This is a genomic window from Providencia sp. 6390 (genome assembly GCF_058148425.1).
Map to the genome: position 1 here is coordinate 1 of NZ_JBYVYL010000014.1, position 21219 is coordinate 21219.

Sequence of the window (21219 nt, forward strand, 5' to 3'; positions counted from 1 at the left end):
CCACTTTAGTGAAAAGGGCATCTATATGATGCCCTTTTTATACTTGAAATAATTCAAGATACATCTAAGAGAGTTGTATTTAGAAGTATGACAAGTATAACGTTGTAAAATTAAGAACCTATCTCATCAATGGTTGTTGAAATTATTGGTGAGATAGGCTCTGAAACAACGAAATATCAACTGTATCAGCAGCTTTATGCAGTTATATGAGATTTATTAAGGTTTTGCTCAGAAGATATGGTATATTTTACCGCTGCCATATTTAGAAATTCGTTTTCATAAAGAAAATGGCAAAAAATTTGCTGGGCATGCCGGAAATAACCTGCGAAATAGATAGTGTGAACTCATCTTTTAACTTTGCAGGTGTTGTCAATGATACCCCTTTCTGACTTAGCAAGCTTGGCTGGTAGTATATACCCCAAATAATTCGAGTTGCAGGTAGGCGACAAGCGAAGATAGACGGGGAGCATAGATAAACTATGTGACTCGGCTAGCTGAACGTAGTCAACACCGCTGCAACTTGAAGGATTACGGGTATATAAGGGATATGTTGGCATATTCTATTGGTTTGGTCAGCTTGTCTTATATTTGTAAGTTAGCTGGCTTTATACATACTTCATGGTAACAGGTTGAATTATGAGTGCGAATAGCGAAGCTCAAGGAAGTGGACGCAGTGTAGACATCTTTAAGTGGGCCGTGGTTGCTGTCCTGCTATTGATTGCTATAGTTGGCAACTATTACTTCCGTCAATATAATCTCGCGCTGCGTGCTTTTGCTGTTGTGGTTGTTGTCGCCCTTGCAGGTGCCGTCGCTTTGTGGACCACAAAAGGCAAACAAACACTAACGTTTGCGCGTGAAGCCCGCATTGAAATGCGAAAAGTAATTTGGCCAACTCGCCAAGAAGCATTACAAACGACTTTGATTGTTGCTGTAGTAACGGCGATTATGTCGTTAATACTGTGGGGATTAGATGGTATCCTAGTACGTTTAGTTTCGTTTATTACAAGCCTGAGGTTATTCTAAATGTCAGATTCACCTAAAAAGCGCTGGTATGTGATTCAGGCTTTCTCTGGTTTTGAAGGCCGTGTAGCGCAATCTTTGCGCGAACATATCAAATTACATGGTATGGAAGACTCTTTCGGTGAAGTCATGGTGCCAACGGAAGAAGTTGTTGAGATCCGTAGTGGTCAGCGCCGTAAGAGTGAACGCAAGTTTTTTCCAGGCTATGTATTAGTTCAAATGGTTATGAATGATGAATCATGGCACTTAGTACGCAGCGTACCTCGTGTTATGGGCTTCATCGGTGGGACTTCGGATCGTCCGGCACCAATTAGCGACAAAGAAGTTGATGCGATCATGAATCGCCTACAACAAGTTGGTGATAAACCACGTCCGAAAACCTTGTTCGAACCAGGCGAAATGGTTCGTGTTAGTGATGGTCCATTTGCTGACTTTAATGGTGTTGTGGAAGAAGTGGATTATGAAAAGAGCCGCTTGAAGGTTTCTGTCTCTATCTTCGGTCGTGCAACCCCTGTCGAACTGGATTTCAGCCAAGTCGAGAAAGCATAGTCTTAACGACAAAAAACTGGCTTGCAAAAGGCGTGAAATTTGACTATAATTTCGCGCCTTTTGTTTTTTACGTTGCGCATAATTGCACGTTAAAGTCGATTTGCGGGGCGTGTTAATTAACGGGGAGCCTATATTTAGGCGCTATCACCCATCTAGAGGAAATATTCATGGCTAAGAAAGTACAAGCCTACGTTAAGCTGCAAGTTGCAGCTGGTATGGCTAACCCAAGCCCACCGGTTGGTCCAGCACTGGGTCAACAAGGTGTGAACATCATGGAATTCTGTAAAGCGTTTAACGCAAAAACAGACAGCCTGGAAAAAGGCCTGCCAATTCCTGTTGTTATCACAGTTTATGCAGACCGTTCTTTCACTTTCGTTACTAAAACCCCACCTGCAGCCGTTCTGCTGAAAAAAGCAGCTGGCGTTAAGTCTGGTTCTGGTAAGCCAAACAAAGATAAAGTTGGTAAAGTGACCTCTGCTCAGATTCGCGAAATCGCTGAAACTAAAGCTGCGGACATGACTGGTGCTGATGTTGACGCTATGATGCGTTCAATCGAAGGTACTGCTCGTTCCATGGGCCTGGTTGTGGAGGATTAATCAATGGCTAAACTGAATAAGCGCATGCGCAATATCCGTGAAAAAGTTGATGCAACTAAACAGTATGACATCAACGAAGCCGTTGCTCTGCTGAAAGAATTAGCGACTGCTAAGTTCGTAGAAAGCGTTGACGTTGCTGTTAACCTTGGCATCGACGCTCGTAAATCTGACCAGAACGTACGTGGTGCTACTGTACTGCCACACGGTACTGGCCGTTCAGTTCGCGTTGCTGTCTTTACTCAAGGCGCAAACGCAGAAGCTGCTAAAGCAGCTGGCGCTGAGCTGGTTGGTATGGAAGATCTGGCTGATAAAATCAAAGCTGGCGAAATGGATTTTGACGTTGTTATTGCTTCTCCAGATGCAATGCGCGTTGTTGGCCAATTAGGTCAAATCCTGGGCCCACGTGGTCTGATGCCAAACCCGAAAGTTGGTACTGTAACTCCTAACGTTGCTGAAGCAGTAAACAATGCTAAAGCAGGTCAGGTTCGTTACCGTAACGACAAAAACGGTATCATCCACACCACTATCGGTAAAGTTGACTTTGATGCTGACAAACTGAAAGAAAACCTAGAAGCACTGCTTGTTGCGCTGAAAAAAGCAAAACCAGCTTCTGCTAAAGGTGTTTTCATCAAGAAAGTTAGCCTGTCTACTACGATGGGTGCTGGTGTTGCTGTTGACCAATCTGGTCTGTCAGCAGCAGTTTAATACCTTAGCCTATCGCTAATTTGGTAATTAAACTTTACCTTTGCGTCAGATTTGTATAAAATCTGACGCCTTGAGTTTGCTAGTGCTATTTAAAGTGTTAGCAAACCACGAATTTCGGTATGGAGTCTGGCCTTTCCAGACCCCGTCCAAGACCGCAGGTGTAGTTAATCACTACTTAATCTACCTGCGTAGACGGTGACAGAGATACCCAGAATTTTATTTTGGCTTCTGCTCACCGTGTTTTAGCGCCCTACACATGTCGTGTTTGGGTGATGTGAGTCCCCGGGGTTTCCCGGTTAATCCAGGAGCAAGAAGCTAATGGCACTAAATCTTCAAGACAAACAAGCGATTGTTGCTGAAGTCAGCGAAGTAGCCAAAGGCGCGCTTTCTGCAGTTGTTGCTGATTCACGCGGCGTAACTGTAGCAAAAATGACTGAACTGCGTAAAGCAGGTCGCGAAGCCGGCGTTTATATCCGTGTTGTTCGTAACACACTGATCCGTCGCGCTGTTGAAGGGACTTCTTATGATATCCTGAAAGACGCGTTTGTTGGTCCAACCTTGATTGCTTTCTCTAACGAACACCCGGGCGCTGCTGCTCGTCTGTTCAAAGAGTTCGCGAAAGCGAATCCAGCATTTGAGATTAAAGCTGCGGCCTTTGAAGGTGAGTTAATCCAAGCGAAAGATATCGATCGTCTGGCAACTCTCCCAACTTACGAAGAAGCAATCGCACGCCTGATGTCAACCATGAAAGAAGCCGCTGCAGGCAAACTGGTTCGTACTCTGGCTGCTCTGCGCGATCAGAAAGAAGCTGCATAAGCCCTTTCCTTCGTTGCTTTTTAACGTATAAACTATTTCTGAATTTTAGGAACACTTGTTATGTCTATCACTAAAGACCAAATCCTTGACGCAGTTGCTGAAATGTCTGTAATGGACGTTGTTGAACTGATCACCATGATGGAAGAAAAATTCGGCGTTTCTGCTGCTGCAGCTGTAGCTGTTGCTGCGGGCCCAGCTGAAGCTGCTGAAGAAAAAACTGAGTTCGACGTTGTTCTGTCTGCAGTTGGCGGTAACAAAGTTGCAGTTATCAAAGCAGTTCGTGGTGCAACTGGTCTAGGCCTGAAAGAAGCTAAAGACATGGTAGAGTCTGCGCCAGCAGTTATCAAAGAAGCTGCTAGCAAAGACGAAGCTGAAACTCTGAAAAAATCTCTTGAAGAAGCAGGCGCTTCTGTTGAGCTTAAATAAGTTCAGTTTTCAGTTTGCAGCCTAACTTAAAGGCTGATGGCTGGTGATTATTTAATCACCAGCCTTTTTGCGCTGTAAAGCGTGATTGGGTGTTAACAGCTTTTTCACGCAATTTTGATGTTAACAAACCCTCCAATACTTCTTTCTATTGACGACTTAATATACTGTGTTCTCAGCTACGACCCGCTCGGGTAGCTCGGTAGTCAGAGTGGCACAATGAAATGATTTAAGAGTAATAGCAATGAGTATTACGGAAAGTGTTCATTTTCCATTTCAAAAAATAGCGTTAGCGATGCTGTCCTTATGGACGGACAGAGTGGGTCACTGATCAGCGAGCTGAGGAACCCTATGGTTTACTCCTATACCGAGAAAAAACGTATTCGTAAGGATTTTGGTAAACGTCCACAAGTGTTGGATGTACCTTATCTCCTTTCTATCCAACTTGACTCGTTCCAGAAGTTTATCGAGCAAGATCCTGATGGTCAGAACGGGCTGGAAGCAGCATTCCGTTCTGTGTTTCCTATTCAGAGCTACAGCGGCAATGCTGAACTGCAATATGTTAGCTACCGTTTAGGTGAGCCTGTTTTTGACGTTAAAGAATGTCAAATTCGTGGTGTCACGTACTCTGCGCCATTGCGTGTTAAGCTGCGTCTCATTGTTTATGAGCGTGAAGCACCAGAAGGCACCGTAAAAGACATCAAAGAACAAGAAGTCTACATGGGTGAAATTCCACTCATGACCGAAAACGGGACTTTCGTTATTAACGGTACTGAGCGTGTTATCGTTTCTCAGTTACACCGTAGCCCTGGTGTGTTCTTCGACAGCGATAAAGGTAAAACACACTCATCAGGTAAAGTCCTGTATAACGCGCGTATTATCCCTTACCGTGGTTCATGGCTTGATTTCGAATTCGATCCGAAAGATAACCTGTTTGTACGTATTGACCGTCGCCGTAAATTGCCTGCGACCATTATTCTGCGTGCAATGGATTACAGCACTGAAGACATTTTAAATCTGTTCTTCGAAAAAACTGTTTTCCAAATCCGTGATAATAAGCTGATGATGACGCTAGTTCCTGAGCGTCTACGTGGTGAAACTGCTTCCTTTGATATCGAAGCAAACGGCAAAGTTTATGTAGAGAAAGGCCGTCGTATCACTGCTCGTCATATCCGTTTACTGGAAAAAGAAGAAGTCAACAGCATTGAAGTGCCTGTTGAATATATCGCCGGTAAAGTGGTAGCAAGAGATTACATTGATGAAAGTACAGGTGAGCTGATTTGTGCAGCAAACATGGAACTTTCATTAGATATGTTGGCACGTCTGAGCCAGTCTGGTCATAAAACAATTGAAACATTGTTTACTAACGACTTAGACCACGGTGCTTACATCTCTGAAACCGTTCGTGTCGACCCAACTAACGATCGTCTGAGTGCATTGGTAGAAATCTACCGCATGATGCGTCCTGGTGAGCCACCAACTCGCGAAGCTGCTGAAAACTTGTTCGATAACCTGTTCTTCTCTGAAGATCGTTACGACTTGTCTGCGGTAGGTCGCATGAAGTTCAACCGTTCACTGGGCCGCGATGAAATCGAAGGTTCAGGTATCCTGAGTGAAGAAGACATCATTGATGTTATGCGTAAACTCATCGATATTCGTAACGGTAAAGGCGAAGTCGATGATATCGACCACTTAGGTAACCGTCGTATTCGTTCTGTTGGTGAAATGGCAGAGAACCAGTTCCGTGTAGGTCTGGTCCGTGTTGAGCGTGCAGTGAAAGAACGTCTTTCTCTGGGCGACCTTGATGCATTGATGCCACAAGATATGATCAACGCGAAGCCAATTTCTGCGGCAGTGAAAGAGTTCTTTGGTTCCAGCCAGTTGTCTCAATTTATGGACCAGAACAACCCACTGTCTGAAATCACGCACAAACGCCGTATCTCTGCGTTAGGCCCTGGTGGTCTGACTCGTGAACGTGCGGGCTTCGAAGTACGTGACGTTCACCCAACTCACTACGGTCGTGTGTGTCCAATCGAAACCCCTGAAGGTCCGAACATCGGTCTGATCAACTCATTGTCTGTTTATGCACAGACCAACGAGTACGGTTTCCTTGAAACACCTTATCGTTTAGTTCGTGATGGTATCGTTACAGATGAAATTCACTATCTGTCTGCAATTGAAGAAGGTAACTTCATCATTGCTCAGGCAAACACCGTATTAGCGGATGATGGTAGTTTTGTTGAAGAACTGATTACTTGTCGTAACCATGGTGAATCAAGCTTATTCAGCCGCGATCAGGTTGAATATATGGACGTTTCGACTCAACAGGTTGTTTCTGTTGGTGCGTCACTGATCCCATTCCTTGAACACGATGATGCTAACCGTGCATTGATGGGTGCAAACATGCAACGTCAAGCGGTTCCTACTTTACGTGCTGACAAACCATTAGTTGGTACTGGTATGGAGCGTGCGGTAGCGGTTGACTCAGGTGTAACTGCTGTTGCAAGACGTGGTGGTTCAGTTCAGTACGTTGATGCATCACGTATCGTTATCAAAGTTAACGAAGACGAGATGTATCCAGGCGAAGCTGGAATCGACATTTATAACCTGACTAAATATACCCGTTCTAACCAGAACACCTGTATTAATCAGATGCCTTGTGTATCTTTGGGTGAACCAATTGAACGTGGTGACGTGTTAGCTGATGGTCCTTCAACTGACCTCGGTGAATTGGCGCTAGGCCAAAACATGCGCGTGGCATTCATGCCATGGAATGGTTATAACTTCGAAGACTCCATCCTCGTATCTGAGCGTGTTGTTCAAGAAGACCGTTTCACAACGATTCATATTCAGGAACTTTCTTGTGTGTCTCGTGACACCAAATTGGGGCCTGAAGAAATTACTGCTGACATTCCAAACGTCGGTGAAGCTGCACTCTCTAAACTCGATGAGTCTGGTATTGTGTATATCGGTGCTGAAGTTAAAGGCGGCGATATCCTAGTTGGTAAAGTAACACCTAAAGGTGAAACTCAGCTGACTCCAGAAGAGAAACTGCTGCGCGCAATCTTCGGTGAAAAAGCGTCTGACGTTAAAGACTCTTCTCTACGCGTTCCAAACGGTGTTTCCGGTACAGTTATCGATGTACAGGTCTTTACCCGTGATGGCGTTGAGAAAGACAAACGTGCGCTAGAAATCGAAGAAACTCAGTTACGTGAAGCGAAGAAAGACTTAACCGAAGAGCTACGTATCTTCGAAGCAGGTCTGTTTGCACGTATCCGTTCTGTACTGGTTAACGGCGGAATTGAAGCTGAAAAACTGGATAAACTGCCTCGCGATCGTTGGTTAGAGCTGTCTCTGGCTGATGAAGAGAAACAGAACCAGTTAGAGCAATTAGCTGAACAGTACGATGAACTAAAATCTGAGTTCGAGAAAAAACTTGATGCGAAACGCCGTAAGATCACCCAAGGTGATGATCTGGCTCCAGGCGTACTGAAAATTGTTAAGGTTTATCTGGCTGTTAAACGTCAGATCCAACCGGGTGATAAAATGGCGGGTCGCCATGGTAACAAAGGTGTTATCTCAAAAATCAACCCAGTTGAAGACATGCCTTACGATGAAAACGGCAACCCTGTAGACATCGTTCTGAACCCGTTGGGCGTACCATCACGTATGAACATCGGTCAGATTCTGGAAACCCACTTGGGTATGGCTGCGAAAGGTATTGGTGATAAAATCAATGCTATGCTTAAACAACAGCAAGAAGTTGCCAAACTGCGTGAGTTTATCCAGAAAGCCTACGATCTTGGTGATGACCCGCGTCAGAAAGTGGATCTGAATACTTTCTCTGACGATGAAGTTATGCGTCTGGCTGAGAACCTGAAAAAAGGTATGCCAATCGCAACACCAGTGTTCGATGGTGCGAAAGAGTTTGAAATTAAAGAACTGTTGAAACTGGGTGGTCTGCCAACTTCAGGTCAGATTACATTGTTCGACGGCCGTACTGGTGAGAAGTTTGAGCGTCAAGTAACTGTTGGTTACATGTACATGCTGAAACTGAACCACTTGGTTGACGATAAGATGCACGCCCGTTCTACAGGTTCTTATAGCTTGGTTACTCAGCAGCCGTTGGGTGGTAAAGCGCAGTTCGGTGGACAGCGTTTCGGGGAGATGGAAGTGTGGGCACTGGAAGCATACGGTGCAGCCTATACGCTCCAAGAAATGTTGACAGTTAAGTCGGATGACGTTAACGGCCGTACGAAGATGTATAAAAACATCGTCGATGGTAGCCATCAGATGGAACCTGGTATGCCGGAATCCTTCAACGTATTGTTGAAAGAGATCCGTTCACTGGGTATCAACATCGAACTGGAAGACGAGTAATTCGTTTGTACCGGAAGGCGATTTTCGCCTTCCGGCCAGTAATCAGTACTGGGATTAGGGGAGAGCGGCAGGGGCCACTCACCTGACAGGTCTAACTCCGACAGGAGCCATTTTGTGAAAGACTTAATTAAGTTTCTGAAAGCGCAAACCAAGACCGAAGAGTTTGATGCGATCAAAATTGCTCTGGCATCACCTGATATGATCCGTTCGTGGTCATTCGGTGAAGTGAAAAAGCCAGAAACCATTAACTACCGTACGTTCAAACCTGAGCGTGACGGCCTTTTCTGTGCGCGTATTTTCGGGCCAGTAAAAGACTACGAATGTCTGTGCGGTAAGTACAAACGTTTAAAACACCGTGGTGTGATTTGTGAGAAGTGTGGCGTTGAAGTCACTCAGACTAAAGTCCGTCGTGAGCGCATGGGTCATATTGAACTTGCTTCTCCGACTGCGCATATCTGGTTCTTAAAATCACTGCCATCCCGTATCGGTTTGCTGTTAGATATGCCTCTGCGCGATATCGAACGCGTTCTGTATTTTGAATCATATGTGGTTGTTGAAGGCGGTATGACTAGCCTTGAACGTGCACAGATCTTAACAGAAGAGCAATACCTCGATGCGCTGGAAGAGTTCGGTGACGAATTTGACGCTAAAATGGGTGCGGAAGCAATCCAAGGTCTGCTGAAAAACCTCGATCTTGAAAACGAGTGTGAAACACTGCGTGAAGAGTTAAACGAAACGAACTCTGAAACTAAGCGTAAGAAGCTGACTAAGCGTATTAAACTGTTAGAAGCATTTATTCAGTCTGGCAACAAACCAGAGTGGATGATCCTGAATGTTCTGCCAGTTTTACCACCTGATCTGCGTCCATTAGTTCCATTGGATGGTGGCCGTTTCGCTACATCAGATCTGAACGATCTGTATCGTCGCGTCATCAACCGTAACAACCGTCTGAAACGTCTTCTCGATCTGGCTGCGCCAGACATTATCGTACGTAACGAAAAACGTATGTTGCAAGAAGCGGTTGATGCACTGTTAGATAACGGTCGTCGTGGTCGTGCAATTACCGGTTCTAACAAACGTCCTCTGAAATCTTTGGCTGATATGATCAAAGGTAAACAAGGTCGTTTCCGTCAGAACTTGCTTGGTAAGCGTGTTGACTACTCAGGTCGTTCGGTTATCACCGTAGGTCCATACCTACGTCTGCACCAATGTGGTCTGCCTAAGAAAATGGCTCTTGAGCTATTCAAACCATTCATCTATGGCAAGTTAGAACTACGTGGTCTGGCAACAACCATCAAAGCTGCGAAGAAAATGGTTGAGCGCGAAGAAGCGGTTGTTTGGGATATCTTGGATGAAGTCATCCGTGAACACCCAGTCATGCTGAACCGTGCACCAACACTTCACCGTCTGGGTATCCAAGCTTTCGAACCAATTTTGATCGAAGGTAAAGCTATCCAATTGCACCCATTGGTTTGTGCGGCATATAACGCCGACTTCGATGGTGACCAAATGGCGGTACACGTTCCTCTGACTCTGGAAGCTCAGTTAGAAGCACGTGCGTTGATGATGTCAACCAACAACATTCTGTCACCAGCAAGTGGTGAGCCTATCATCGTTCCTTCACAGGACGTTGTATTGGGTCTCTACTACATGACGCGTGACTGTGTAAACGCGAAAGGCGAAGGCATGGTTTTGGCCGGCCCTAAAGAAGCTGAGCGTGTTTACCGTTCAGGTCATGCATCACTGCATGCCCGCGTTAAAGTCCGTATCACTGAAGAAGTGAAAGACGGCGAAGGTAACATTACGATTAACACTGGTTTGGTTGATACTACTGTTGGTCGTGCAATTTTATGGATGATCGTACCGAAAGGTCTGCCTTACTCGCTGGTTAACCAAGCGCTAGGTAAGAAAGCGATCTCTAAAATGCTGAACACTTGTTACCGTGTACTGGGTCTGAAACCTACTGTTATTTTTGCTGACCAAATCATGTATACCGGTTTTGCCTATGCGGCACGTTCTGGTGCATCGGTTGGTATCGACGATATGGTTATTCCTGAGAAAAAAGCAGGGATCATCGCCGAAGCCGAAGCTGAAGTTGCAGAAATTCAGGAACAGTTCCAGTCTGGTCTGGTAACAGCCGGCGAACGTTATAACAAAGTTATCGATATCTGGGCAGCGGCAAACGAACGTGTTGCTAAAGCGATGATGGAAAACCTGTCAACTGAAACTGTCATCAACCGTGATGGCGAAGAAGAACAACAGGTTTCTTTCAACAGTATCTTTATGATGGCCGACTCCGGTGCTCGTGGTTCTGCTGCGCAGATCCGTCAGCTTGCTGGTATGCGTGGTCTGATGGCTAAGCCAGATGGCTCAATCATCGAAACACCAATCACGGCAAACTTCCGTGAAGGTCTGAACGTTCTCCAGTACTTTATTTCTACGCACGGTGCTCGTAAAGGTCTTGCGGATACAGCATTGAAAACAGCGAACTCCGGTTATTTGACACGTCGTTTAGTTGACGTTGCACAAGACTTGGTAGTGACTGAAGATGACTGTGGTACTCACGAAGGTATCCTGATGACTCCGGTTATCGAGGGTGGCGACGTTAAAGAACCACTGCGTGAGCGTGTATTAGGTCGTGTGACTGCAGAAGATATCCTGATCCCAGGTACTGCGGACATCCTAGTTCCACGTAACACACTGCTACACGAAAAATGGTGTGACCTGTTAGAAGAAAACTCTGTTGACAGCGTTAAAGTCCGTTCAGTCGTTAGCTGTGAAACTGACTTCGGTGTGTGTGCTCACTGTTATGGTCGTGACCTTGCTCGTGGTCATATCATCAACAAAGGTGAAGCTATCGGGGTTATCGCAGCACAGTCAATCGGTGAGCCGGGTACACAGCTGACGATGCGTACGTTCCACATCGGTGGTGCGGCATCTCGAGCGGCTGCTGAATCTAGCATCCAAGTTCGTAACGCAGGTACACTGAAGCTGTTCAATGCGAAATACGTTACTAACTCAGAAGGCAAACTGGTTATTACTTCTCGTAATACAGAATTGCGTCTGATTGATGAGTTCGGTCGTACTAAAGAAAGCTATAAAGTACCTTACGGTGCACACCTGACTAAAGGTGATGGCGCGGCAGTTAACGGCGGCGAAACCGTTGCTAACTGGGATCCACATACAATGCCAGTTGTCAGTGAAGTATCCGGTATTATCCGTTTCTCTGACATGCTTGATGGTCAAACAATGACTCGTCAGACTGATGAATTAACCGGTCTGTCATCAATCGTTGTATTGGATACTGCTGAGCGTACTAGTGGTGGTAAAGACTTGCGTCCTGCATTACGTGTTGTTGATGCAAATGGTAACGATGTTCTTATCCCTAACACAGACATGCCAACTCAGTACTTCTTACCGGGTAAAGCAATTGTTCAGTTAGATGATGGCATCGCGATCAACGCGGGTGATACTTTAGCTCGTATTCCACAAGAATCTGTGGGTACCAAAGATATCACGGGTGGTCTGCCACGCGTAGCTGACTTGTTTGAAGCACGTCGTCCGAAAGAGCCAGCAATTCTGGCTGAGATCAGCGGTATTATCTCGTTCGGTAAAGAAACCAAAGGCAAACGTCGTCTGGTTATTACCCCACTAGATGGTAGCGATCCGTACGAAGAGATGATCCCTAAATGGCGTCAGCTCAACGTGTTTGAAGGTGAGATCGTTGAACGCGGTGACGTAGTTTCTGATGGTCCAGAATCTCCGCACGATATTCTGCGTCTGCGTGGTGTTCATGCCGTAACGCGTTATATCACTAACGAGGTTCAGGAAGTTTACCGTTTACAAGGCGTTAAGATTAACGATAAACACATTGAAGTTATCGTTCGTCAGATGCTGCGTAAGGTCACTATCGCGGATGCAGGAAGCTCTGAATTCCTCGAAGGTGAGCAGGTAGAATATTCACGTGTTAAAGTTTCGAATCGTAAATTGGAATCTGATGGTAAGATTTCTGCGAAATTCGATCGTGACCTGTTGGGTATCACTAAGGCATCTCTGGCAACAGAATCCTTCATCTCAGCAGCATCGTTCCAAGAAACAACACGCGTACTGACAGAAGCTGCGGTTGCAGGTAAACGCGATGAGCTTCGCGGTCTGAAAGAAAACGTTATTGTTGGTCGTCTGATCCCAGCGGGTACAGGTTTTGCGTATCACCAAGATCGTATCCGTCGTCGTCATCTGAATGATGTTGTGGAAGCTCCACAAGTTAGCGCAGATGAAGCAACGGCTAACTTAGCTGAGCTGTTAAATGCAGGCTTTAGCAGCGACAATAATTAAGACTAATTAGTCTTATTAAAAAGCAATAATATAGCCGGTGCTGTAAAAAGCACCGGTTTTTTTATAGTTAAATTTTATCTGCGGTAATAATCTTAGCATGTGGACAGGAAATATAATCAGCCAATTTATCAATGTGCTCGGAGGGTGGCGCAATTAATTCGTTAAGATTAATATTATAAAAACCACCTTGTTTGAGTAACAAACTTAGTGTTTCTATTGTCCAATTGTACAAAGGAAAATGGATATCATAACTTGAGTGGCAAATATTCAGGTCGATTGTACTACCATCTGAGCGAGGGGTGGCATCTTTTAATCTTATACCATAAGGGCGATAATATTCTGGGTCATGACTAAAATTAGGGTTTATGACAACTGTTATTAATTTACCTTTAGGTTTTAATAAGCTAGACATTTTATTTATCATGGATTGCAATTCACTATAGTGCTTATTGAAACTCATAGTATAAATAGAAACAATAATATCAAAGCTTTTATAGTAGTCTGAACTGATATTAGAAATATATGTATTACCTAAAGGAGAGTTTCGTTCTTTTTGTTGTGCAAAATTAAGCATGCCTTGAGATATATCATAACCAACAACGTGTTTTGCTCCCATATTTTTAAGCTGCCGAGATAAAACACCGGGGCCACAGCCAAAATCAAGCAATGATAAATCTGTTATATCACCTAGAATATTTTTTATTGTTGGGATCTCTAAATACTTTCGATATAACCAATTTAATGTGTCTTCATAAAGCTCGGGTAAATCATCAAAGATGGATTTAGGTAATTTTTCAATGTTTAGTGCTGAGGGAGCAACACGTAGTCGTAGTTCTCTTTTGCCCATAGTTTTACCTTGAGTTATATTTTTAGGGATATTAAATTTCATCATAAATAATTAGGTAAGAATTTAATATTATTTTATTTGTTAGTTTTTGAGGTTGTGATATAAAGGTAGGTTAACCTTGGTTTTTTTGATAAATATGCTATTTTAAATTCTATTATTCGTGTTTTTCAGTTCTATTTTTATTTTAATAATAAAGTTATTATGATGTTAATTTATATATGAAGATATTACATCAATAATTATTACGCTTTTAATTTCCTGGCTTTTATTTTTTAAAATTAAATTGGTGATATTTTATTAAATTTTGAAAAGGCATTCTATTAATTATGGAGTGATTGTTGTCGAAAATAAATTAATAATGCTCATCCTCAACTAACTATTGAGGGATTATGTAACTTCATTCAGAAATACATCATCATAATATTTTCATTCAATATATTTGAAATTATAAAATTCAAAGGAGCATTATTATGAATAAAAATGTAGATAATAGTGACAATAAGGTTAATTCTTTTATTTCTGATATGTCTTCGGCAGCTGCCTATCTATCAACTGCGATGGGTGGAAACCAGACTGCTCAAGTTGTGACGGGAAGTGGTGCAATCGCATTAGACTTAGTCGTTGTTATCGATACCAGCCCTTCAATGTCTGATGAAGCAAGCGATCTTAGCAAACAAATTGATGCTGCAATTGAAAAAGCATCGGCCGATTGCCCATCTCGCTTGCGTGCTACCTTTTTAGGTATTGAAGGGACATGGGCTGGTACCAAGTTTGATCAGACAGCCAGCGAGCATCTTATCAAACTAGGCGCCAATGAACGGGACTTACAAGCTAGGTTACCTTTCAAAGAATCAGATGGTAGGGATCACTCAGGAAATAAAGAAGACCTATGTCGTGCAGTGATTGATATTAGTAAACATTTTGATTGGCGTGATGATGCACGTAGAGCCATTTTTGTTTTAGGTGATGAGGGTATGGAAGGTGGTGGTGGAATTTTAACTCGTGCTGCAATAGCAAAAAATAATGAGGCAATTTCAGTCGCTCAAGAAGCTGGGATTAAAGTTTATACCTATCAGGGAACACCAGAAGATAGACCAACGAACCTTGATCGTTTTCCAAGTCTTGCTGATAGGGATAATGTCACTAGGGAATACGAGCGTTTAGCCAAAGAAACAGACGGACGCGCTTATATTTATACAACGGGTATTGCTAATTTTGTTTTGGTACTGAAAGAAGTGCTGTGCGATAGCTTGACGCCACCTGTTCTACCAAATAAAGATAATTTAGATTGTAGTTCGGTGTGTGATCAGCTTCCAAATATTATTGCGGCAGTGAATAAAATGTCAGATATTATTAATAGAACAATTGATTCCTGCTGTGGAAAAGACAACAGTAAACATGTAGGTAATTACTGTAAACGTTAAAGCGTAAGCGATATTCTCTAGCCAATAAGAAAGAGGGGAATGCTTTCCCCTCTGCAATTTATTTAATTATGTTATATTAGTAAAACACACCAATAATCGCACAGTGGATCACAAACCCTACCATTAGCGGTACTGCTGTTCGCTTAACTACATCAAATGGTTGCAATTTTGCTCCACTCGAGACTGCAATGATAACCCCTGCAACCGGTGACATACCACGCCCCATATGGGAAGCTTGTTGCATTGGTAAGATCATCGCAATTGGGTTTGCACCCATGCTATGTGCGATTTGCGGGATCAACTCGACAAAAGCCAAGAAAGGTGCGTTACCTGACCCCATAATGATTGCGGCAGCTAAAGTGACTAGTGCAAACACCAGCGCCATTGCAAATGGTGGTAGACCAACAGATTCAGCCATTAAAATCAATTGGTCAATTGCACCACTGACTTTAATACCATGTGCAAATACTCCAGCGGCAACTAGCAAGCCAACTACATTACTAAAGGCATGGCCCATACCATTTAAAAAATGTTGGAAGCCGTTACAAACCGCCTTGAAGTTACGCAGGCGTAGTGTTTCGAGTAACATACAAATTGCCATTGCAACCAGTACAATAGTGACCACATCAAGATGGATCCCTTCAAAAAATAGGTTTGAAGAACCAACGGCCATGATGATCGGCAGCATAGGCAAGATGGCATAATAGCCCGGCACACTTTTTTTGCTGTCTTCTTTTTCGTGGGATAACACAGCTTTACCGATTTCAGGAATAAAACCAGCCTTACGGTCACAGTGGCGCTGCCAGAAAATATGTGTAATACCAACTGCTAAAACAGTCGCAAGAGCCGCTGGACCTTGATAATAAAGCACATATTCAACAACAGACATATCAACGGCTTTTGCACCACGAATGGCATCAATTGCCGTTGGTGTATAAGCCACACCCAATGAAGTTGCAATGACACCTGCAGCGGATGCAGGCGATAAGCCAAGTCCAATCATGATTGGAAACATGGTTCCCATTAACAGTACGGCTAAACCTGTTGCGGACGGAATGGCAAGCTGCAAAATACTCGCGAGCAAAAAAGAGAAAAATAGCAAAACATATGGAGAACGCATATTTTTCAGTGGCTTGGTTGCTACGCGAACAACAGCCTCATTAGCACCAATGTGATCCATATAATGAGCGAAACCCATTAACGCCATGATCATTAACCCAAGATCTGCTGCGCGACTACTGAATAAATCACGCATAACTTCAAATGGGTCAAGCCAAGTTAGGCCAGTTGATGCGACATTTTTGGGTAAAATAGGCCCCCAGCCGAGCGCTAAAGTAAAGATCATCAACACTAAACCTGCAATCAGTAATACAGGCTCAGCTTTGTAACCTTTAAGGATAAAACGCGCGACCAAAACAACGATAATCAGAACCGTTAGAATTGGGATCATGCTTTAGCTCCTGGTTTGAAGCGTTCAGCGGTGATCTGTACCACTTGTTTTAGCACATCACTAGCTGCATAGAGTGATTTGACCGGCAAGTACTCATAGATTGAATGGAAGTTATGTGCACCAGTAAAGATATTCGGGCAAGGTAGGCCATTTTGTGACAGTGCTGCACCATCGTAGCCACCGCGCATTGGGATCACCTTAGGTGTGATCCCACAGGCTTGATAAGCATCGACGGCAATATCGATAGGGTAGCGGTTTTCACCTTGTAAACTGTTATAAACGTTTGAATAACGATCGGCGAGTGTACAAGTTACACTCTCTTTACCCCACAAATCTTCACAGTGATCTGCCAGTTTTTTCAAGAATGCCATACGAGCACGATAGCCTTCTTCGGTGAAATCACGCACATCCATTTTTAAGACGGTACGAGCGCTATTACCAGACATCTGTTTTACCCAATAATAACCTTCGCGGCCTTCGGTATACTCAGGCGCTTCTCCGCCAGGCAACATAGCAATAAATTTTTGTGCCATCAATAATGAGTTGATTAGCTTACCTTTCGCTGACATTGGGTGAGCTGATTTACCCGTAAAGACGATTTCAACATCGCCTGCGTTCCAGTTTTCATATACCAACTCGCCAATACCACAGCAATCGAGGGTATAAGCAAAGTCCGCACCAAACTCTTGGACGTCAAAGACTTTTGCTCCACGCAAGCCTTGTTCTTCATCGGGAACAAAACCAACTTTGATGGTACCGTGTTTGATGTGTGGGTTTTGCTTAAAATATTGCAACATATCCATAATTGAAGCGATTGCGGCTTTGTCATCAGCGCCCAGCAGGCTAGTACCATCAGTAACAATAATGTCATCACCTAAGTAATCAACTAATTCAGGGAATTCGCTTTTACGTAGATAAATATTCAGTTCTTTGTTTAAACACAGATCGTCCCCTGTGTAAGGTAGGATTTGCGCTTTAGTATCGTTAGTTTGTTCTGCACTGGTATCTAAGTGGCCAAAAAAGGCCACTGTTGGCACATCGTAGTCAAGGTTGGAAGGTAAAGTTGCGGTAACAATGGCTGTATCTCGTAACTTAATATCTTCAACACCAAGAGCTTCCAGCTCCTGTACTAATTTTTTCGCTAAAACGCGCTGGCCTTCTGAAGATGGCATAATGCCTGCCGCGCCGTTTTCCCTATTGGTGGTGGTGTTAATTTGGGTATAAGAAATAAATCGATCAACAATATTCATTATTTTCATTCTCCAACATCATAATGATGAATGTATTATTTTATGATTGCGGCGATAAAAAGAGGCTTCCATTTTTATCGCAACCTTTGTTTTATCATGAATAATGATGAGGCAAATAATAGGCTAATTAATTTTTTTCAAAATGCTACCGAGTATTGAAAAATGATAATTAATAGAGGACATTTTTTACTTAATGAATTAAGATGTTTGGCCTTCAGTTTACCTCTTTTTTCTATTAACAATGTTGCCATTGAAAGCTTCGCCCTATTAATATTGCTTAGATGACTCTCTATGCTGGTGAATAATGCTGATGTTTTTTTACTTTATTAATACAATAATGAAAAATAATTAACATGTTGATTTTTAATCAATTAAATAAATTAATTCTAATGAGGTTAATTCCTGATATTTAATTTTTGTATGTACGATTCTAGATTATTTGGTGTGTGTATTTCGTTTTTTTTATTATTTTATAAAGTTTGAACTGATAAGTTAAAGATAATCATTGTAAATTTGATTTAAATGATACTGAAAGGTTAATAATAAGCTTCGTCCTTGAAGCTTATTAAATTTAACGCCCTAAGTAACCATCCCAATCTTTCCATACGGGTTGTAAGCCTGCACGAGTCAGTGACTCAGCAACTTGTGCGGCACTACGGTTATCATGTGGAGAAAATTGTTCTAGCTCTGCATGGTCATCTGCATAACCACCTGGCTGTGTTTTCGATCCAGCACTAACATTGTTGATTGCCAACGGCACGACGTGATCGCGAAAGTAGGGGGATTCTCGTGTTGATAGAGACAATTCAACATCCGGTGCTAGTAAACGAAATGCACAAATTAGTTGTACTAACTCGGTTTCATTCATCAATGAAGCAGGCTCTATGCCACCAGCACAGGGACGCAATCGAGGAAACGAAATCGAATAACGAGTTTGCCAATAACGTTTTTGTAGGTAAATAAGGTGTTCTGCGACCATATAGCAGTCAGTACGCCAATTGTTTGATAAACCAATCAAAGCGCCAAGACCAATTTTATCAATACCTGCTTGGCCTAAACGATCGGGAGTTTCTAATCGCCAATGAAAGTCCTGTTTTTTACCTTTAAGATGATGTAGTTGATAGGCCGGTTCATGGTAAGTTTCTTGGTAAACCATTACACCATCTAATCCTAATGTTTTCAGCTCTGCATATTCCTCGGTACTGAGTGGCTGCACTTCCATCATTAATGAACTGAAATAGCGGCGTATCGTCGGTAAATGCTCGCGAAAATAATCCATGCCTACTTTTGTTTGATGTTCTCCAGTGACTAATAGCAAACTATCAAAGCCAATTTTGCGAATGGTTTCGCATTCATTGATGATTTCTGTTCTATCGAGCGTCTTACGTTTTATACGATTGCTCATTGAAAAGCCACAGTATGTACAATCATTGGCACATAAATTGGAGAGGTACAATGGAACATAGAAACCCACGGTATTACCAAAACGTTGACGCGTTAATCGTTGGGCTTTTTGCGCCATTTGTTCGATAAATGGACGAGCTGCCGGTGACAGCAATGCCATAAAATCATCTAATGTTAATGTGTGGCTAGCCAGTGCATATTGAACATCTTGAGTGGTCTTCGCATTGATGCGTAAGGTCAGATCATCCCAATCAAGCTGCTGCCAGCGTTGACGGAAGCTGTTGTTCATTGTAATGCTCCCAAAAACTCAGTTAATGGGCTAGAAGCTTCAGCGTGCTGTTTTGGTGCGGCTAGCCCTGCAAGTCGCGCAAATTCAGCAGATTCAAGTGCTAATTTAAATGCTTCAGCCATGAGAACAGGGTTTTTAGCAACCGCAATGGCGGTATTGACTAGTACTGCATCTGCACCCATTTCAATAGCTTCAAGTGCGTGACTTGGTGCACCAATACCCGCATCAACCACCACGGGAACAGTCGCTTGTTCAATGATGATCTGTAGCATTTCTTTGGTCGCTAGCCCTTTGTTGGTGCCAATTGGTGAACCGAGAGGCATTACTGCTGCACAGCCCACCTCTTCGAGGCGGCGGCAAAGAACAGGATCGGCACTACAATAAGGAAGAACAACAAAGCCTTCTTTGACCAGTTGTTCAGCTGCAATCAGTGTTTCAATGGGATCGGGGAGTAAATATTTCACATCTGGGTGGATTTCCAGTTTTACCCAACGAGTGCCTAGTGCTTCACGAGCAAGTCGAGCTGCAAAAATGGCTTCTTGCGCATTTTTAGCACCGGATGTGTTCGGTAATAACTTCACGCCAATTTCTTGTAATGGTTTTAAAATACCATCATTGCTGCCACGTAAATCGATACGTTTCATCGCCATCGTCACCAATTGGCTACCCGATGCTGAAATAGCATCTTGCATCAGTGTCGGGTTGGCAAATTTGCCCGTACCAGTAAAAAGGCGTGATTGAAAAGTAACATCTGCAATTGTTAACATGTTTAGCCCCCTGCAATGGCTTGGAACAGTAAAATATTGTCTTGGTCATTCACCAGATGTGAATCCCATTGATGACGTGGAATGATGACTTGATTAATGGCTAGCGCAGTACCTGCTGTATTTTGTTTTAAAGCCACTAACAATTGAGTCACCGATAATGGAGCCGTAAACTCCATCGGTTGGTCATTAATTACAAGGCGCATGTTTCTTCTCGGCAGACTGGGCATTGAACAGAAGGTGTCAGTTGCAATGTATTCCATTGTTGATTTTTACCATCAAATAAACGTAATTTACCGCTGAGCGATGAAGGTAACCCAATCAGTAACTTGATGGCTTCCAATGCCTGCAATGTACCAATCACACCGACAACAGGGCCAAGCACACCTGCGGTACGACAATTTCTCTGAGGCTCTTCTTGGTCTGGGTATAAACAGGCGTAACAACCGTTATTGAATGGGGGCTCAAGTACCATCAATTGCCCTCCAAAACCGACCGCACTACCACTCACTAATGTTGTATTAGCGATGACACATGCTGCATTGACTGCATGACGAGTTGCCATGTTATCGCAACAATCGAGTACTAAATCGACTTGCCTAACTAAAGGCAGTAAGGTTTTAGCATCGAGTTTTTGTTGTAGAACATGTGTTTTAACTAAAGGGTTCAACTGCTGGAGGCGCTCAGCAGCGAGTTTCGCTTTCGATTGTGGAATGTTATTGCTACTGTAAAGCACTTGTCTTTGCAGATTAGAAATATGCAACTCATCGTGATCGGCAAGCCATAATTCACCGACACCCGCTGCCGTTAAATACAACGAAGCAGGAGAGCCTAAGCCTCCTAGCCCAACAATTAATACTTTACTCGCTTTGAGTTTAGCTTGTCCTTCAGGACCAACATCTTCGAGCAATAACTGACGACTATAACGCATAAATTCGTGATCATTTAACATGATATGCTCCTTGAA

16 protein-coding genes are annotated in these 21219 nt (G+C 43.3%); 9 read left to right on the forward strand and 7 right to left on the reverse strand.

Features of this window, described 5'->3' with window-relative positions:
• Positions 1 to 636: 636 nt before the first annotated feature.
• The 8 genes from secE (at position 637) to rpoC (ending at position 12824) form a co-directional block, all read left to right on the forward strand.
• A complete protein-coding gene (gene secE, locus AC3Z9T_RS20620) occupies positions 637 to 1023 on the forward strand; it encodes a preprotein translocase subunit SecE (RefSeq protein ID WP_490127955.1) in 387 nt (128 codons plus the stop codon).
• Positions 1024 to 1569, forward strand: a complete 546-nt coding sequence (nusG, locus tag AC3Z9T_RS20625; protein WP_070928484.1) for a transcription termination/antitermination protein NusG — start codon at positions 1024 to 1026, stop codon at positions 1567 to 1569.
• Between the two features lie 167 nt (positions 1570 to 1736).
• A complete protein-coding gene (gene rplK, locus AC3Z9T_RS20630; protein WP_004264379.1) occupies positions 1737 to 2165 on the forward strand; it encodes a 50S ribosomal protein L11 in 429 nt (142 codons plus the stop codon).
• Positions 2166 to 2168: 3 nt separating this feature from the next.
• Positions 2169 to 2870: a 50S ribosomal protein L1 gene (gene rplA / locus AC3Z9T_RS20635; RefSeq protein ID WP_490127956.1), complete on the forward strand. Its 702-nt coding sequence runs from the start codon at positions 2169 to 2171 to the stop codon at positions 2868 to 2870.
• Positions 2871 to 3188: 318 nt separating this feature from the next.
• Positions 3189 to 3686, forward strand: coding sequence for a 50S ribosomal protein L10 (rplJ, locus tag AC3Z9T_RS20640; RefSeq protein ID WP_490127957.1), 498 nt, complete (start codon positions 3189 to 3191; stop codon positions 3684 to 3686).
• Positions 3687 to 3746: 60 nt separating this feature from the next.
• The gene (gene rplL / locus AC3Z9T_RS20645; RefSeq protein WP_070928490.1) at positions 3747 to 4112 is read left to right on the forward strand and encodes a 50S ribosomal protein L7/L12; all 366 of its coding nucleotides are present in this window, start codon (positions 3747 to 3749) and stop codon (positions 4110 to 4112) included.
• A 348-nt stretch (positions 4113 to 4460) separates the two neighbouring features.
• Positions 4461 to 8489 carry a DNA-directed RNA polymerase subunit beta gene (gene rpoB, locus AC3Z9T_RS20650; RefSeq protein WP_490127958.1) on the forward strand — a complete coding sequence of 1343 codons (4029 nt, stop codon included), beginning with the start codon at positions 4461 to 4463 and terminating at the stop codon, positions 8487 to 8489.
• 114 nt (positions 8490 to 8603) lie between these two features.
• Entirely contained in the window at positions 8604 to 12824 is a 4221-nt protein-coding gene (gene rpoC, locus AC3Z9T_RS20655; protein ID WP_490127959.1) for a DNA-directed RNA polymerase subunit beta', read from the forward strand.
• 67 nt (positions 12825 to 12891) lie between these two features.
• Here the strand turns inward: rpoC and AC3Z9T_RS20660 are convergent, their stop codons facing one another.
• Entirely contained in the window at positions 12892 to 13671 is a 780-nt protein-coding gene (locus AC3Z9T_RS20660) for a class I SAM-dependent DNA methyltransferase (RefSeq protein ID WP_490127960.1), read from the reverse strand.
• A 557-nt stretch (positions 13672 to 14228) separates the two neighbouring features.
• Here AC3Z9T_RS20660 and AC3Z9T_RS20665 point away from each other — a divergent pair.
• The gene (locus AC3Z9T_RS20665; RefSeq protein WP_490127983.1) at positions 14229 to 15095 is read left to right on the forward strand and encodes a VWA domain-containing protein; all 867 of its coding nucleotides are present in this window, start codon (positions 14229 to 14231) and stop codon (positions 15093 to 15095) included.
• A 76-nt stretch (positions 15096 to 15171) separates the two neighbouring features.
• Here AC3Z9T_RS20665 and dcuC read toward each other — a convergent pair whose 3' ends face one another.
• From dcuC to AC3Z9T_RS20695, 6 genes are all read right to left on the reverse strand, one after another.
• A complete protein-coding gene (gene dcuC, locus AC3Z9T_RS20670) occupies positions 15172 to 16545 on the reverse strand; it encodes a C4-dicarboxylate transporter DcuC (RefSeq protein ID WP_490127961.1) in 1374 nt (457 codons plus the stop codon).
• Positions 16542 to 17795, reverse strand: coding sequence for a peptidase T (gene pepT / locus AC3Z9T_RS20675; RefSeq protein WP_490127962.1), 1254 nt, complete (start codon positions 17793 to 17795; stop codon positions 16542 to 16544). The genes dcuC and pepT overlap by 4 nt, the downstream gene beginning before the upstream one ends.
• 571 nt (positions 17796 to 18366) lie before the next feature.
• Positions 18367 to 19488: a 2-iminoacetate synthase ThiH gene (gene thiH / locus AC3Z9T_RS20680; protein ID WP_490127963.1), complete on the reverse strand. Its 1122-nt coding sequence runs from the start codon at positions 19486 to 19488 to the stop codon at positions 18367 to 18369.
• The gene (locus AC3Z9T_RS20685; protein ID WP_490127964.1) at positions 19485 to 20255 is read right to left on the reverse strand and encodes a thiazole synthase; all 771 of its coding nucleotides are present in this window, start codon (positions 20253 to 20255) and stop codon (positions 19485 to 19487) included. Before AC3Z9T_RS20685 ends, thiH begins: the two co-directional genes overlap by 4 nt.
• 2 nt (positions 20256 to 20257) lie before the next feature.
• Positions 20258 to 20458 carry a sulfur carrier protein ThiS gene (thiS, locus tag AC3Z9T_RS20690; RefSeq protein ID WP_490127965.1) on the reverse strand — a complete coding sequence of 67 codons (201 nt, stop codon included), beginning with the start codon at positions 20456 to 20458 and terminating at the stop codon, positions 20258 to 20260.
• Positions 20446 to 21204, reverse strand: coding sequence for a HesA/MoeB/ThiF family protein (locus tag AC3Z9T_RS20695; protein ID WP_490127966.1), 759 nt, complete (start codon positions 21202 to 21204; stop codon positions 20446 to 20448). Before AC3Z9T_RS20695 ends, thiS begins: the two co-directional genes overlap by 13 nt.
• Positions 21205 to 21219 lie beyond the last annotated feature (15 nt).

Excerpts from the sequence above, each read along its gene's own strand:
- dcuC (WP_490127961.1), bottom strand. The coding sequence starts at position 16,545 with ATGATCCCAATTCTAACGGTTCTGATTATCGTTGTTTTGGTCGCGCGT.
- AC3Z9T_RS20660 (WP_490127960.1), bottom strand. The coding sequence starts at position 13,671 with ATGGGCAAAAGAGAACTACGACTACGTGTTGCTCCCTCAGCACTAAAC.
- pepT (WP_490127962.1), bottom strand. The coding sequence starts at position 17,795 with ATGAATATTGTTGATCGATTTATTTCTTATACCCAAATTAACACCACC.
- secE (WP_490127955.1), top strand. The coding sequence starts at position 637 with ATGAGTGCGAATAGCGAAGCTCAAGGAAGTGGACGCAGTGTAGACATC.
- rpoB (WP_490127958.1), top strand. The coding sequence starts at position 4,461 with ATGGTTTACTCCTATACCGAGAAAAAACGTATTCGTAAGGATTTTGGT.
- AC3Z9T_RS20665 (WP_490127983.1), top strand. The coding sequence starts at position 14,229 with ATGGGTGGAAACCAGACTGCTCAAGTTGTGACGGGAAGTGGTGCAATC.
- AC3Z9T_RS20695 (WP_490127966.1), bottom strand. The coding sequence starts at position 21,204 with ATGTTAAATGATCACGAATTTATGCGTTATAGTCGTCAGTTATTGCTC.
- rplK (WP_004264379.1), top strand. The coding sequence starts at position 1,737 with ATGGCTAAGAAAGTACAAGCCTACGTTAAGCTGCAAGTTGCAGCTGGT.
- nusG (WP_070928484.1), top strand. The coding sequence starts at position 1,024 with ATGTCAGATTCACCTAAAAAGCGCTGGTATGTGATTCAGGCTTTCTCT.
- AC3Z9T_RS20685 (WP_490127964.1), bottom strand. The coding sequence starts at position 20,255 with ATGTTAACAATTGCAGATGTTACTTTTCAATCACGCCTTTTTACTGGT.
- rplA (WP_490127956.1), top strand. The coding sequence starts at position 2,169 with ATGGCTAAACTGAATAAGCGCATGCGCAATATCCGTGAAAAAGTTGAT.
- rplL (WP_070928490.1), top strand. The coding sequence starts at position 3,747 with ATGTCTATCACTAAAGACCAAATCCTTGACGCAGTTGCTGAAATGTCT.
- rplJ (WP_490127957.1), top strand. The coding sequence starts at position 3,189 with ATGGCACTAAATCTTCAAGACAAACAAGCGATTGTTGCTGAAGTCAGC.
- thiH (WP_490127963.1), bottom strand. The coding sequence starts at position 19,488 with ATGAACAACAGCTTCCGTCAACGCTGGCAGCAGCTTGATTGGGATGAT.
- thiS (WP_490127965.1), bottom strand. The coding sequence starts at position 20,458 with ATGCGCCTTGTAATTAATGACCAACCGATGGAGTTTACGGCTCCATTA.